Here is a 15,479-nt window from a genome sequence, read left to right as displayed (position 1 = left end):
TGCTGCCGTCTTTTTTGCCGATGCGCACCGGCGAGCCGCTAAATCAGGCGGTTCACCGCATTATTCGGTACGGCAAAGACGACTATCGTCCCTTGACCCGGATCACTCTGAATGTGTAGCCCCTTCCCATATAATTGTTTCAACCGTTGATTAATATTGAACAAACCGACTCCCTGCCTTTGGTTCGAACGTTTGTCGAATAGATGTTGCCATGTTTTTGTATCCATCCCCACGCCGTTATCGGCAACGGTTACTTCTGTACGATCCTCATATTCGGCGATATGAATATGAATCATTCCGCCCGACGAACGACTCATGATGCCGTGCCGCACTGCGTTTTCGACAAGCGGTTGAATGGAAAGCGGGGGAAGCCTTAGCTCCATGTTCGCTTCGACTTCCCAAACCGTATTCAGCCTGCCTTCGAAACGTTCATTCTCGATATATAAATAAGAACGTACGAGAGCAAGCTCCTGTCCAAGCGGAACAAGCAGCTCGGAATTTTGAAAGTTGAAGCTGGCCCGTAGATAATTGCCGAACTCGTCGAGCAGTAGGCGCATTCTGTTCAGATTGATGTCGCTAAGCGCAGCTATCGCATTAAGGGCGTTGAATAAAAAGTGCGGTTGTATTTGCGCCTGCAGCCATGCCGCTTCCATACGCAGGCGTTCGCGCACGGAACGGTTCAGATCCGTTAATGCCCGCACCCGAACCTTTAACTCCATCGCATCCGCAGGCTTCACAATGTAATCGTTAGCCCCAGCCAAAAAACCGGCGGCGATATCCTCAGGCTTGTTGCGCGCGGTCAGAAGCAGAATGGGCAGTTCCGAGCTCGAATAGCGCTCACGAATAGCTCTCGTTAACTCATACCCCGACATGTGAGGCATCATGACGTCAGCAATAACAAGATCCCATACTCTCGTGTTCAGATGAGACAAGGCATCATTGCCGCTCGTAACCGCAATGATGTCGAAAGATTCCCCAGCCAGAATGTTCTCCAGTATTCTCAAGTTGAGTGGATCATCGTCCACAGCCAATACCGAAGGACGCACCGATCTCTCCACAACGGCAGAATCGTCATCCGTACCGTAACGGATGTTCGAGTCGGCAGCGGCGGCGGTTTCTGCATAGACAGGCGGCAGGCCTGCTGCAAAATCCGCTTCCCGTTGAACGGGCGAATCGGACAGCGCCAAAGCAAAGGTGAATGCCGAACCTTGGCCAGAGGCAGATATCACTTCCAACGTTTCGCCGTGCAGCTCCACTAACTGCTTGCTAATGCCGAGGCCCAGTCCGATGCCGCCCCCGGGCGCCGCCGTCATGCCGGAGTCGCCTTGCTCGTAAGGGTTAAAGATTCTTTGCAGCGTCTCCTCGTCCATGCCGACGCCCGTATCCGCAACGCTAATGTACGCCTTCCCATCTTGTGCAACCACCCGGATGGTGACAGTTCCTTCGTTGGTAAATTTGATTGCATTGTGAACGAGATTAAACAAAATTTGAATGAGTCGGTTTTCGTCGGCCATCACAGGAGGAAACTCGTTCGGAATCTCATTGACCAGCCCGATCGGTTTACTAACGGTCATGAAGCGAAGCATGTCGAATACGCCGGAAGCGACCGCCTGCACCTGAACGCTCTGCACGTGCAGGCGGACGTTACCCTCCTTGAGACGAGTCAAATCAAGCAGGTCATTTAACATAAACGACATGCGCCGACCGACCGTCATCACCAACTCCAAATTTTGGACGCTCTTGGCGCTCAACGAATGTTTTTCGCTGTCAAGGACGGTTTGCGCCATATTCAGCATCCCATGCAGCGGATTTCGCAATTCATGGGATGTGTTCGCCAGAAAATCGTCCTTCTGCTTGTCTGCCATTCTTAACTGCTCGTTTAGTTTGGCGTTTTCTTGGGAATTGCGGAAGTACTGCTTAAACCAGTAAGCGGAAAAACTGATGATGGCCACCAGCACGTCAAACGGAAAGTAAATGTTTATTACTTCCAAGTGGGCATTAATCAGTCCCCATGCGGAGCTGGATAATATGCTCATGGTGGCAAGCAGCAGGAAGGTGGCACCGGGCTGATTTCTGGCTATCAGTTTGCCAATCAGATAGATAACCCAAGCCATTGGGAACCAATAAAGCAGTCTGAATAATTTAAACTCGATTATATAGTAAATGAGCGGAGGCGGCATGACCAATACAAATCCTGAATATAAAGCCAGAGTAATGGCGTACGTACGGAACAACACCGTGTTTGTTCGGATCTTGGCAAATATTCCGGCAATCAGCAGGAAGAAAAAGGGAAGCAACGAGTACGAGAGTATTTTGATTTTCAGTGCCCATGCATAGTTGATGAAAGGCATGCATACCAGCAGCAGGCTGTCGTTATCAGACACAATCGTAAGCCCGGCGGTCAAAAGCAGCATCAAAAAGGCAAGCAACCCTTTTTGCCGACTGAACAAGTATAACATCACGGCGTACAAGCCAAGAAACATCAGTATCACGAAGGTCACAATCTGAAAGCCAATGGAGATCCATCGTTCAGTATTGATGGCCGTATCCGACCCGAAGCGGATGGCTCTAACAATGCCGCCATTAAGCGGATTATCAAAATTGGCCACGCGTACGAGCAGCTCGATCTCATTCACTCCGTTTGCCTTATAAAGCGGGGTATAAGAAATCCGGCGGGGTTTATACGTATTCGCTTGCTCCGTCGGTTGGCCGACTCCTGCTATCTGACCGTTGAATTCAACAACTGAAGAGGCTTGAATTTCCTGAATCCAGAATTCGAACGACTGTTGCGGTAAAGGATCGACCAGAATGCGTAGTCGGTACGTCCCGTATCCGAACGACGACTTTGACTCTGCCGGCAAAGCACTTCGCCAATCTCCCGGAACCTGAATATAACGTTTATCCAGTAATTTCCAATCCTTGCTTTTATACGTGACGAATGCTTCCGGATAAAAATCCCACTCGCCATTCAGCGTAATGGAGCGGGAGTTCGCGAAGTCCCAGCCGCGCAGATCGAGCACGCCTTGAACAGCACGAGGATGTTCAGGCGTAAGAAATATCCCGGACCAAAGCCACCGGACGCCGAGAAGTATGGAGAGAAACAGGATGAACGTCACAGCATATTTCAGGGCGGTTTTGTTTTTTATCCAAATCATACAGGGCTCACTCCCAACGTTTCGCCGTTCAGTTCTGCCAATTGCTTGAAAATGCTAAGGCCCAGTCCGGTAGCTTTCATACTTCGACAATAACAGCGGGAATCCCTTGTTCCATAAATCGGGTGATTAGGCATATTAGCCAGTGTTGTGAGGGACAAAAAAAGAGGAAGCAGTTAGCCCCCTCTTAATCATTAATACTAGTCGATCAACTTCGTAGATTTCAGCAATCTTTCAACCATAGCCGCTGTTTCCGCGCGCGTCATCGCCGCTTTCGGGTTCAACTGCTGTTTGCCGATCCCTTGCAGGATGCCAGCCTTAATCAGTTGGGCTGCGGACTCCCGGGCATACCCGGAGATTTGATCCATATCGCTGTAAGGAGCCAGAATCTGATTGATTTCCAATGCGCTCAGCGCCTCTTGCGGCTGAACGACATGAAGGGAGCGGGCGATCATGGCGATGCCTTGCTCTCTTGTAATCCGTTCGCTGCCGTGGAAACCACCGTCTTCAAAGCCTTTGATAATGCCAAATTCGTTGGCAATCTTTACGGCATCGTGATACCAACTCGACGGTGCTACGTCGTTATACGGCGTGCCAGATACACCTTGGCGCATTAAGCCCAGTCCGCTTGCCACAATCGTGGCAAATTCCGAACGGTCAATACTGCGATTCGGGGAGAAGGTATTGTTGCCTGTACCTGCAAGCTGCAGTCTGGCTGCAATATTGTTGATGCTCGCTTGTGCCCAGTGGCTCTTCACGTCATCGAAATTTTGCGGATTCCAGATGACTGAGTAGCTGCCCTGGCTGCGTAGGTCGTTGATCATTGCAAAGTAACGGTTGTTGATTTTCGTTACGACTGTCGGCACATGGAACACGGTACCGTCCGGATTAACAATGACGCCGGTCGTAATTTTGTTCGGATCAATGCCTTCAGGCAATGCGATATAGCGCGGCGCGTAGCCCTTCAATTGATCCGGCTTAACGGTTTGGTTGTGGTACGTGAAGTTAAGCGATAGATCGACCGGATTGACGAGCAGATCGTAGCCACCTTTGGTCACCTGATCTTTTGCTGCGGCTTTTAATGCGTCAGACGATCTCTTGATATCAATATCGACTGCAATTTCGCCAAGCGGCGCGCCGTTCCATTGTTTGGTGATTGAACCCAGATCCAGTTGTGTGCTTGGAATCGGATAAATAGCAAGCAGGTTCTCGATTTTCAGCGTGGAGCCGGTATCGGACAACTGCTTCAGGGTTGCTGCGGTCAAACCTACAACCTTGATGTCACCGTCGCCAGGCACAAGCACATTCAATTGCTGTCCGTTGCCTTTGGAGAGATGAGCCGATAGTTTATCTTGATCCATCACAACGGTCGTTACGTTGTTTGCCGTTGTGCCAGTAGCGAAGCCACTGTCCTCATTGTTTACGGTTGTTTTCACGCCCGATGCCGGAGCAGGAGCAGATGTAGGTGCAGGTGTAGGACTTCCATTCGTGCCGGAGGCACTACGAGGGGAGCGCGTCACCGTTACGATGTACGTTTGCGTCGTACCGTCCTGCGCCGTCACGACCACCTTGATCGTGTTGATGCCTACGCTTAGCAGCAGCGAATCGGAAGCGACGCCACTTGTCAAGTTAATCGGACCTTTTACCAACGTTCCTTCGCTATTGTACACGCTCGCCGTCACCGTAGAATAAACAGCATCATATACCGTTGCCGTCACTGTCGTGTCGCTCACGCTGTTCGGCACACTTGTCGTATATTTTGTGGTGTCTGCCGCAAATGCCGGGCTTAACGTGCCGCTCGACAGCGTCAAATCTTTCAAGCCCGCGTTGTTAGCCACTGTACGAATCACTGTTCCTGTGCTGATAGCAGACGCCAACTGCGTCGCTGTCGCTTTCACACGGGTTACAATCGTATAGTTCGTCCCTGGCATCAGTCCGGCGAACGTCGAACTATCCTGCCACGTCACGCCGCCGTCTATGCTGTATTCCTGACCGGTGACGGCTTGCAGCGTAATGCTCGTTGTTGTTTTGCTTACTTCTACCGGTGCTGCCGGAGCCTCGGCGCCGTCCGCTGCCGTTACCGCCCCCGTTGCCGCGCTCGTCACGTTCCCTGTCGCATGCGTATTGTCAGCGGTTACCACAACGGTGATGGCTGCGCCGAGGTCGTCAGCGGTTAACGTGTAGCTTGAACCCGTCGCATTCGTGATGGCGACTCCGTTCCGGTACCATTGGTAAGTCGGCACATTGCCAGACGTGTCAGGCGAATAAGTGATTCCCGATAAGTCCGCAGTCAACGTTTCACCAACTTTGGCAACACCGCTGATTCCCACGCTGCCTTTCATCTCTGAAATCCCAATATATTTTGTGGCAGTGATATTGTTGCTAATGACACCGGAATTATACTCGACAATAACTCCCGGATCAAAATATCCGCTGCTGCTGCCGTGTGTATTATTTACAGCTAAGTAACCTATTTTATTACTAGTCGTGTCTAGCAGAAGTGTAAGATGGTCATATGCTCCATTAGCCACAAACTCTTTCGATGTATCAAGACCTGTTAACTGACCGTTAGATACATACCTTGTAGCGCTATAACTAGAAGTGTTCCAATTAGGTGCTGTAGTTTTAGTAGTACCTATAAAGGTTAAAAAGCTCCAATTTCCCCTAAAGGCACTTTTCAATTCTTTAAACATACTAGCAATCGCAAAAATTTCTTGAGGATTATTTGATTTTGGCTCTACAAGATGTCCGCTATTGTTCGTTGCAATCGTCACAGCATCTTTAAAAGTCATGGTAGTAGCCTGTCTTTGCACATATACAAAATGGCGCCCATTGTAGGTACGCACAGATGTTTTCCCATCGGTCAATGGTGCCCCTGGCGCTACATTTACTGTTACACTTTGGGTTTGCCCCACAGCTTTTGTAAATGTTAAATTTTGAATAACAGCCAGAATATCTTCATAAGTATTACCATTTAAAAAATTGAATACTCTATTTACAGATGTAGATTGATCAGTCACAATGCCACTGATTTTTATGCCATTAATCAACTCGGTGATACCACTTGGAATAGCTCCAACAGCAATAGAGCCATTATTTACTGTCACAGTAAAGTATCCGCCTGCTCCATTCACGACACCTGATCTTCCAAATGTAGCATTGGATAGCTGATAGGTGGTTTCGGTTACACTAACAGGAGTACCAAGATCAATTGTAGATGTTGCAGCGGCTTTTACTTCTAACGGATGAAAAGGCATCATCGTCAATACCATAACAATTGCTATTAGAACAGATAACATTCTTCGATTTTTTAATTTCATATTTTGTGTATACCTGCTAACGAAAGCATATAGAAATTCTATATTTGCAGATTTCTTTCAGTTAAGCAGGGTTCTCCTTTCTTCTTGAAAAATTTGTCTATTCCTTCTAACTCAGGCGCTTCTGCTCACGCTGGAGTAAAACAACCGTTCTTTTTCTATTCCTCTTTTATACTCCCCCCTGTCCCATAGGGACTCCAAGCCCCTTGATCCTATATCTTGATATAATCCACTTTCTTTCGACAGGTGTGATCATAACAAAAGGAACTTTACAAAATCTCTACAACTGCTTTACATGCTATTTTCGCTCACGTGGAAATGAAGTACTTAAAATTAACCTCGTATTATCAAGGTCATTCAACCGACTGAGACTACCTCTAATTGGACACAGCTGCTCGGACAGTTCTAATCATCCATTGCCAAAATTCCGATAGTATTGGTGTAACAAGTCGAATCTTGCCAAAAAACAATGCATACATGTTATGGAGAGTGAATACATGAAGATCATGCTGGTGGATGACGAAGCGCTGGTGTTAAACCAGATTCGGCGAATGCTATCGGGATATCCCGGTATTTCGGTGGTCGGCTCGTTTGGGAATGCGCGAGAGGCTATTATGCGAATGCCGGAACTTCAGCCAGACGTCGTATTTTTCGATATTCACTTGCCGGAAATATCGGGAATCAAAGCGGTAGAGCTGGCACAGGAGGCTTGTCCGGGAGCCGATATTGTATTTGTAACGGCATATAGCGAGTATGCTGTCCAAGCTTTTGAGCTGAATGCGGTCGATTATTTGCTTAAACCGTTGCATCAAGCACGTTTGGATCAAACGATAAAGCGGCTGATGCAAAAAAGAATGCATAAAGAAGATATGCGCTCAATAGCGCCTTCTCGCATTCTGTGTTTTCGGTCTCTCCGTTTTCAGAGCAGCGGCGGGTCTCCGGAAATACCGAAATGGCGCACGGCAAAAACGCAGGCCCTGTTTGCTTACCTGCTACACCAACGCGGCAATATCGTCCCCAAGGAGACACTTTTGGAACTGCTGTGGCCGGAGCTTGATGTGAAACAGGCGGCGAATCAATTGTACACATCGATTTATCACATTAGACAGTGCTTGAAGCAAATGGGCATCGATGCCCCCATCCAAAATATGACTATTCAAGAAGGCTACATACTCGACACAAGCCGAATTCGGATTGACGTGGATGAATGGGAACACGGTTTACGGCAGGTGAACGGCTTAAATTTGACCGACAGTCACTCCGAGCTGCGGCGGTTGCTTTCGCTTTATGAAGGGGACTATTTACCAGAGATCGGTTATGGATGGGTAGAGGACGAACGCGAAAGACTACGGAAGCTATGGTATCAGAATGCCCGTTCGTTAGCCCGATTCTATGAGAAAGCCATGATGCTGGAGGAAGCGCTGGCGATGTACGAACGGATTCAGGATGTGGACCCGTATAACGAAGAAGACGGACTTGCACTGATGAAGCTGTATACGGCAAGCGGAAGGCACAAAGAAGCGGAGAGGCACTACCATAAGCTGGATCATCTATTTTCAAACGAGCTGCGGATCGGCTTGACCGATAAGCTGGTAGACTGGTTCGAACAAGCGAGAAAGAAATTGCCCCCTTGGCGCAATGAGGAAACAGAAATTGGATAATCTCACGCTTAAAGGCGAGGGATTTTGAGTATATCACCATAAATCTATGTCGAACAATTGAACGGTTCAGAGGCAGTCCTTGCTCCTGGCCCGTTCATTCTATACCTGGAGCTACAGCAAAGACAACTAACCCGATCTCAAGCAGATCATCAACGGGATGATGACGGTGGACGGCGACATGCCGCCGTCTGCCCATGTAAGAAGTAGTATCCTAGACGACAAGAAGTGGGATAACGAGAGGAGCGGAATATCACCAGCGGGCTCGAACCCGCGATGACGGAAGCCGGAACGCTGTCCCACGAACGGAAAGTAAGCACGTACCGCGTACAGGAACTGAAGCAGACCTTCCATGATGGGGATCTGCGATACGCTCGAAAAGCCGCTCATCGGGTTGGTGTCGTAGCCGCGCGCATGAGCGGCCAGCATCAGCTGCATGCTGAAATATTTAATACGCTCCCCTATAAATAATAATCACCTGCTTCTCAGGCCGATTGCCCTTTTTTATATTTCAGAATACCTAAAAAAACGGGCCCCTAGAATTTTACTTCTTGGCTCGTTTTTTATTTTATTCAATTTAAACTTAAGCTAAGAAAGCTATGTTCAGTTTCAATTAATTTTTATCATCGATAATAATTTTATTTCTAATTTTTGTTGCTACTTCTATCGGTGTATATAAATCAATTTCAGATGCAGGTGTAGATAACGTTACAATTAATGTGTATTTAACTTCTCTATCCCATCGCTTTAACCATGGTCTTTTACTCCACCAACCACTTATTGGATAGATACCAATCATGTTACTAGTTGCTAATTGTGAAGCGGTTGTTTCCCATATATCACTGTGAATTGATCCTTTGTTTCGAGTGTTTGGGCCTAATGTCCAATCAATATTACTTGACGGCGGCTTGCCATCTTCCTCATCTTTAGCTGCTTCATTAATACGTTTGATAAATTGCTCTTCTGTCGCTGATCCATTCATATCAAACCTTAACCCAAACGAGGAATACGAATATCTACTTTTCCACCCAACTTCACCTGGGCTGGGCTCAATATAATAAGATAGTGTTATTCTCAATTTCACATCTAATTCTCCAAGGCTTAACAATACTTCTTCAGGCCACGGCAATTTATGTAAGTGCATTTCATTTAAAGCAATTGATCCTTTAATCTTTTTAAATGGTGAAATACTAGATTGAATGACCATGCTTACATTATTTCCCAAACACCATAATGCCTGATTTAAACTAGGTACACCATATCCACATCCGCGGCATTCTCCTTCGTTGATTTTCTTATGGATTTTTATGTACCGTCAGGCTTTACCCGTCGCCTTTAGCAGACGAAGCAGCAGCTCCTTGCGCGGTTCCTGCGCTTTGCGAGCCAACGCGGCCAGCTTCTCCGACTTGCCCCAGATCGGGTACAACACCCGCTCGGCCTCGTAATCCGTCAGGGCTTCTACATGCTGTACCAACAGCGACAGCTTGTCTTCGCTTTCCAGCTCCAGCTGAATCTTCAGCTTTAGCGAACCGCGGGAGCGCCGTAGGCAGGCAACCAAGGCGGGAGTCGAGCGTTCCGTTACGCCATGGGTTTCGGCAAAAACAGCAGTGTACTTGTCCTGCACCAGCTGATGCTCATCGTCCACAAGGGCCATGTAAGCTTCGACCAACGGAAAATACCGCTCGGCCGAAAGTCCTAGCCCGAATACGGCATAACTGCCCGGCATTACGCTTTTTTCGCCTTCCGTATCCTCGTACCATTCAAACTCTTCCATCGCCTCACGAGCGTATTCCTCCAATAACGGATGCAGCTCGGAATAAGCCAGAGCATTCGCAAAAAAACGGTGCGTATCCGATCTGACAAGCCCCTTGACGGGCAATACCTCTCTCGCGCTGGATTTTAGCTTGATTTTGTAGCTTTTCGGGAAGCCCTTTCGGAGCAGGGAGAGAATAAACGAAATCGCCCGTTCGTACGCCCCGGCTTCTTCCTTGCAAATAACGACCGTAATGAGGGAAAAAACATCGTTAGCCTTGCATTCGGCCAACTCATGACGCATATGGACGTCTTCTTGCGAGAAGCTGTCGCTGCCCTCCTTCAGCATGCGCCCGGCCTTGTCGCTGCCAAGTTGCGTCGCCAGCTCCAGAAAAGTCTGGCCCTTGAATTTGCTGTAGTTGGGCTCGTAACGAAGAATCATCACCGCGCCGTACAACAGTAAGTCGACAGGCTGATTCGGCTCATCCTTGTTCTCCAGAGCAGTATCCGGCTTGATCTTATAATCATTGATCCTGTATTCGGAACGAGTGAAATCGTAGTAACGTCGCAGAAATACATTCTCGGCCCAGCCGGTCAAGGCCTGGATGATATATCTTCGATGATCCGCCAGCACTTGCGTCCGTTCTTTGTTCAGCTCCTGAATCCGGTCAAATAAAGCAGTCATCCTTGCCACTTCCGGTTCGTGAAACAAATATGGGTCCAGCAGATGACGCGTCAAAAAGAAGGTTTCCAGTGGCTTTGTCGGGTAAGAGCCCTTCTCCAATTTTTTCTCGATATAGGACTGAATTCGTTCCAAAAGCTGCCGCTTTTTCTCTTCATATACGATTTCCAGCACCGTTAATTTCACGGGCCCGTCTGTCGTTGCGAATGTTCCTTGCAAGGTAAACCGGTAGTCGATCAACGGCGACGTCTCCAGCTTGTCCAGCTTCTCTTTTACGATTTCCGCCAGCAGGAGCTGAACCTCATGCAAGACCTGCTCCCGCGTAAATGGTGAAGCCTTCGACTTGCTGCCTGCAGCATTCCGTCCAAAATTCAAACTGTCAACGCGGGTCCTGCCCGGCCGAAAATCCAGCATAACGCCGTTAAATATGCCCATTTGCAACGTGGTTCGCTTGACCGCTCCCTCCACGTCCTTCCGATTTTCCTGTTCGTCAAACCATTCATGAATCGCCGTTTTCATCTCTTCCAGCGCTTCTTCCTGCAATGTGTTCATCGTCTCCAGCCTTTCCGAGTGTTTCATCAGCTGATCTCACCATGCCCATCAACGTATCTATTTTAAAAATACGGATTAATGTTCGCATGATCCTAATATTTTACATGCCGGCACGTTCCAGCACAATGAGTCTAACGTCCGGTTGCCGGAAAGAAAAAACCGGATTCAGTCGTATACATGACCAAATCCGGTTGTAGGAAGAAGTCCTGTGCACGGCTGCCGAAGGATAGCATTAGCACTTGTCTTTCGTCCGTAATATGGAGCGAGCAATGCTCATAGATGTCTCCCCTGCCTTCTACAAATGATATGGCGGGGCTTTTTCTGCTACGATGTTGTCAGGGTGAACGTCGGCTTTTGATAATTATCCGGGTTATTACCTATACAAGAATAACTTTTATTTAGAAATAGTTCATACTCATTGCCTCTCGTATCTCGTTCCCTCATAATTTGGCTTTTATAATATAAACTTGAGATACACCAACCATCATCCATGGACATTCCCTCTTTCAAAGAATACAAAAAAAAACCGCCCAATAAAGGACGAGGTTATCGTGGTACCACCTTTTTAATCGCAACAAGCGATTCAGAAGCCCATTCGGCATCAGGTGAGGATCGGTTCACAGCAACCACCGACTCTCTGAACCTCATGATCAGTGTTAGATCGCATACCTTTTGCTAAATCAATGCTGGATGTAAAAGGGATTAGCGCCATTTCACTAGCTGGTATTCTGGGTGAGGCCGGGGATTTAAGCGGTTTTGCTCACGGCAATGCGCTGCTGCGTCATGCTGGTCTTAACCTTGCAGAAACAAACTCAGGCAAATGGACGGGGCAGATGAAGATTAATAAACGTGGACGATCGCGCTTCGCCGCTTTATTGTAATTTAAAGCAACTTAATCAGCTCTTCTAGCTCATCAACCAATACTTTTGCAAGTTCAAAATTAGTATCTTTTAAAGCCAATTCTATTTTCATTTCAACCGATTTTTTATTTTGTTCAGTTTCTAAATAGTCTCTATCAAAATGACTAGCATAAATCATCTGTCTAAATTTCCGCATACTCATTTTTCTAATCGTCTTATCGTCAATGATTAAAACATAATCCATACCATTTACAACAGAATAGAAATCATGAGAAATCATGAGAATCGCACCTTTATAGTCTTCAATGGCTTTCTCCAGTGCTATTTGTGTATAGGTGTCTAAATGGCTTGTCGGTTCATCAAGAAGCAAAACGTTTGCTTTACTGGCAGAAACCTTAGCCAATTGAAGCATATTTTTTTCTCCACCAGATAAAGAAGCTATCTTTTGATTAACGATTTCCCCTTCAAAGCCATAGTTTGAAATATACGATCTAATCTCATCATAAGTTTTAAATCCAGCATCGATGAATTCTTCTAGTATTGTATTAGAATCCTTTAGCACTTCTCCTTGATTCTGAGATAGATAAGCCACTTTAACATCCGCATTTATTTCAATTGAAGCATGATTATTTTTAAAGATATCTCGGAGTAAAGTTGTTTTCCCGGTACCGTTTGGACCTATAATGGCTACTTTATCTGTAGATTTTATCTCAAAGTTAACATTGTCTAAAAGTAATTCATCAAACGTAACACTATAATTATTGACATTTACAACAATGGTGTCTTCAATCTCATTTTCAATACCGAAACTAATATTCGGTTGCTTAATATCAACAAATGGCGCTTTAATTCTACGCGCTTCCAATCTTTCTTGAAACCTAACTCTAGCTTTTAATGCTCTCCCTCTAGATGCTTCTGAATTAATAGTTGCGATAGCTCTAAGATTATCAATAATGTTATCGTATCTCTCAATTTCTTCTTGTTCAGCGACTGCGATTTCTTGCAACTCAATTTTTGTCTGAAGTAATGAGAAATTATACTCAATATACCGCCCATCAAACTCTTGGATCTCCATGTTTTCAAGGTGTATAATTTTGTTGAAACAATGATTCAGTAGATATCGGTTGTGCGTAACAACTAACAGTATTCCTTTGTGAGAATTAATAAGATTTTTAAGCGCATTTAGGTTTTCAAAGTCTAAAAATACATCTGGTTCGTCCATAATCATTAAATCTGGACTACTAAGCATTTCCTTCATCACTTGAATAAGTTTGAATTCCCCACCACTCAGGTCGGATACCCTAAGATCTTTTAGCTTCATGAGGTTTGCTAGATTTAGTTTCTTATTAATGTTGCTTTCAAAATCAGCCCCACCGATTGAATCAAATGTGTCTAAAGCTAATTGATACTTTTCTAATAACGCATCCATATCCGATGATGTTTCCATTTCAGTACAAATAGATGTTATTTCATTTTGTATCTTAATAAATTCTTGCCCTATATATTCAAAAACTGTTGTTTCTTTCGTTTTGTCGAGTTGTGAAAATTGACTTACATGCCTAATTTTGCAAGTCGGATCTATTTCTAACATGCCCTCGAACAAATATCTTTCTGGATCCATCAGTATTTCTATCAATGTACTTTTCCCACTGCCACTTGTTCCTATAAAAGCGCAATGTTGTGCCTCTTCAAGCGTAAATGTAATGTTTGTATATAGTTCTTTTTGCGGAAATGAGAAGGATAAGTTATCAACTTTTATCATAGTATTACCTTTCTTTATAACTAAAATAGTGACTATTATTAGATGTATTACAAAATGTATTACAAAACATAGATTTTGAGTTTACCGTTGTTAGAGTAACACTGTTTACAACTAACTTCAATGGGGTCGAATTTCCATGCTACTTCTCAACTTTGAAAGAGAAGCTGGCCGATATAGACAAGAGTAAGCAGCAGCTACAGAAGCGGAAAGTGGAAATTGAAGATCAGCTTAGTGAAAATAATGTTGATATGAATGTATCAACGGCTGTTGTAAGAGGCATTTTGAGGGAGTTTATAACGCTATTTGATAAGCTTAGTAATGAAAAACGGAAGCAGCTTGTGCATGCGGCGATAAAGAGGGTTACTATAACTGAGGATAGGAAGATTGATCGGATTGAGTTGAAGCTCGGTGAATCGCTTACAAGTAGAGTAGCTATCTGAGATAGATTACCTTGAATTCCTTAGTCGAGAATTGTTTTTACATATCTGCAATAAAAATGCCTTGGAGCCATGAATACCAACAGCTCCAAGGTATTTTTTGTACGAATAATTCTAATTTCCGTTACAAAAAACAAACTAACTACCCATATTTTATTTGGGGCCGTGTTACTTTCTTGATTTAGGCGGATCTGGTTTAATCTTTACCTTTTCACCCTTTATGTTTTTATAAAATAACTGACCTTTCACTTTATAACAACTTCTTGAAATTTCCAAGTACTTTGATCTTTGTCCAGCCAACACTGCTCCTAACAATATAAAACAGTAAAGGTTAATTAAATCCCCGATAGGTGGTATTAAATTTGTGACAGCTCCAGATAAGGTAACAAAAGTTCCAGTAAATACTAATACAATTGAGAACAAAAGACCTGCTACGCCATATATGGACGTTTGATCATTTTTAACTTCCTTAGACCTTTCGGTCAACCTATAGTCTTCATATTGAACAATCCATCTAGTGACTGGCTTTAATACTAGATATCTGCTTATCCAAGAACAAATTACATAGACCAGTGAAAGATTACCATCCTGTTCACTAGTAATTTGTAAATATCCCATAATCTTTTGCTTAATGGCTGGACTAACATACACATCAGTTAACATGACACCGATTACGATAAGTGATATAGCATAACTAAACCACACGGGGTGTTCATATTTTATCTTTCCTTGATTAACGTCAACCCTTTTTATATCCAAGGCGAAAAAAAGGTAACCTGGATGAAACAACACAAACATTATAGGAACAAACAAGTAATTAGAAAGTTGAGGTGCAGTTAAAATAACAGGCAAATATCCAGAGTCGGAAAGTACCGCTAATATTAAATATAATACAACATGCCATAATAGAAACGGAAGGGTGTTGAAGATTCCTTTTGGTATATTATCTTTAATAACAAATAAGTCACTTCTTGCTTTAAACAGTAGTTCCTCCTTACTATCATACTTCTCTAAAAATTTGCTTGAAGCAATTTGAGACCATACCCCTAATTTAAAAAATGTAGAAATCATAGCAACTACAATTGAACTGGTTATTATTTTAATAATTAATGTAGCGCCTAGCAATAGTAATCACCCCATTATAAGTTTACCTCAACCAAATATGTACAATAAACATCCTGTTCGGTAAAATGTCCACATGGATTTATATAGTTATCTTACAGGAGGTTAATTCTATGAAACAAATGATTAAACATGTTGTTGGCTATGTTCGTATTAGCTCTGACTCTCAAAAAGACAACACTTCA

General features: G+C 44.7%; 9 protein-coding genes and 1 pseudogene. 4 read left to right on the top strand and 6 right to left on the bottom strand.

Annotated features, from left to right (window positions below; genetic code table 11):
- Positions 1–38: 38 nt before the first annotated feature.
- Both GK047_RS14995 and GK047_RS14990 read right to left on the bottom strand, forming a co-directional pair.
- Positions 39–3,116 carry a hybrid sensor histidine kinase/response regulator gene (locus GK047_RS14995; protein WP_346010343.1) on the bottom strand — a complete coding sequence of 1,026 codons (3,078 nt, stop codon included), beginning with the start codon at positions 3,114–3,116 and terminating at the stop codon, positions 39–41.
- A 236-nt stretch (positions 3,117–3,352) separates the two neighbouring features.
- Complete coding sequence (locus GK047_RS14990) at positions 3,353–6,472, bottom strand: S-layer homology domain-containing protein (RefSeq protein WP_163948078.1); 3,120 nt, start codon at positions 6,470–6,472, stop codon at positions 3,353–3,355.
- Positions 6,473–6,966: 494 nt separating this feature from the next.
- Between GK047_RS14990 and GK047_RS14985 the strand changes: the two genes are divergently transcribed.
- Together GK047_RS14985 and GK047_RS14980 are read left to right on the top strand one after the other, a co-directional pair.
- On the top strand, positions 6,967–8,130 hold the full coding sequence (locus tag GK047_RS14985) for a response regulator (RefSeq protein ID WP_163948075.1): 1,164 nt from the start codon (positions 6,967–6,969) through the stop codon (positions 8,128–8,130).
- A gap of 273 nt (positions 8,131–8,403) precedes the next feature.
- Positions 8,404–8,598: a hypothetical protein gene (locus GK047_RS14980; protein WP_163948072.1), complete on the top strand. Its 195-nt coding sequence runs from the start codon at positions 8,404–8,406 to the stop codon at positions 8,596–8,598.
- A gap of 142 nt (positions 8,599–8,740) precedes the next feature.
- Here GK047_RS14980 and GK047_RS14975 read toward each other — a convergent pair whose 3' ends face one another.
- The gene (locus tag GK047_RS14975; RefSeq protein ID WP_163948070.1) at positions 8,741–9,334 is read right to left on the bottom strand and encodes a hypothetical protein; all 594 of its coding nucleotides are present in this window, start codon (positions 9,332–9,334) and stop codon (positions 8,741–8,743) included.
- 108 nt (positions 9,335–9,442) lie between these two features.
- Positions 9,443–11,113, bottom strand: a complete 1,671-nt coding sequence (locus tag GK047_RS14970) for a DUF6138 family protein (RefSeq protein ID WP_163948067.1) — start codon at positions 11,111–11,113, stop codon at positions 9,443–9,445.
- A 650-nt stretch (positions 11,114–11,763) separates the two neighbouring features.
- Here GK047_RS14970 and GK047_RS14965 point away from each other — a divergent pair.
- A pseudogene (locus GK047_RS14965) lies at positions 11,764–11,991 on the top strand (transposase); the annotation flags it as partial.
- Between the two features lie 4 nt (positions 11,992–11,995).
- Here GK047_RS14965 and GK047_RS14960 read toward each other — a convergent pair.
- On the bottom strand, positions 11,996–13,735 hold the full coding sequence (locus tag GK047_RS14960) for an ABC-F family ATP-binding cassette domain-containing protein (RefSeq protein ID WP_163948064.1): 1,740 nt from the start codon (positions 13,733–13,735) through the stop codon (positions 11,996–11,998).
- A 152-nt stretch (positions 13,736–13,887) separates the two neighbouring features.
- Between GK047_RS14960 and GK047_RS14955 the strand changes: the two genes are divergently transcribed.
- A complete protein-coding gene (locus GK047_RS14955) occupies positions 13,888–14,175 on the top strand; it encodes a hypothetical protein (RefSeq protein ID WP_163948061.1) in 288 nt (95 codons plus the stop codon).
- A gap of 165 nt (positions 14,176–14,340) precedes the next feature.
- Here the strand turns inward: GK047_RS14955 and GK047_RS14950 are convergent, their stop codons facing one another.
- Entirely contained in the window at positions 14,341–15,297 is a 957-nt protein-coding gene (locus GK047_RS14950) for a hypothetical protein (RefSeq protein ID WP_163948058.1), read from the bottom strand.
- Positions 15,298–15,479 lie beyond the last annotated feature (182 nt).

Origin of the sequence: Paenibacillus sp. SYP-B3998 (assembly GCF_010820665.1) — a bacterium.
In the GTDB taxonomy this organism is placed as follows: Bacteria; Bacillota; Bacilli; order Paenibacillales; family NBRC-103111; genus Paenibacillus_E.
This window is presented reverse-complemented; position numbering and strand designations above follow the sequence as displayed.

What these genes read in the sequence shown, in the direction of transcription:
- GK047_RS14990 (WP_163948078.1), bottom strand. Translation starts at nt 6,472, where the DNA reads ATGAAATTAAAAAATCGAAGAATGTTATCTGTTCTAATAGCAATTGTT.
- GK047_RS14985 (WP_163948075.1), top strand. Translation starts at nt 6,967, where the DNA reads ATGAAGATCATGCTGGTGGATGACGAAGCGCTGGTGTTAAACCAGATT.
- GK047_RS14980 (WP_163948072.1), top strand. Translation starts at nt 8,404, where the DNA reads ATGACGGAAGCCGGAACGCTGTCCCACGAACGGAAAGTAAGCACGTAC.
- GK047_RS14975 (WP_163948070.1), bottom strand. Translation starts at nt 9,334, where the DNA reads ATGGTCATTCAATCTAGTATTTCACCATTTAAAAAGATTAAAGGATCA.
- GK047_RS14970 (WP_163948067.1), bottom strand. Translation starts at nt 11,113, where the DNA reads ATGAACACATTGCAGGAAGAAGCGCTGGAAGAGATGAAAACGGCGATT.
- GK047_RS14960 (WP_163948064.1), bottom strand. Translation starts at nt 13,735, where the DNA reads ATGATAAAAGTTGATAACTTATCCTTCTCATTTCCGCAAAAAGAACTA.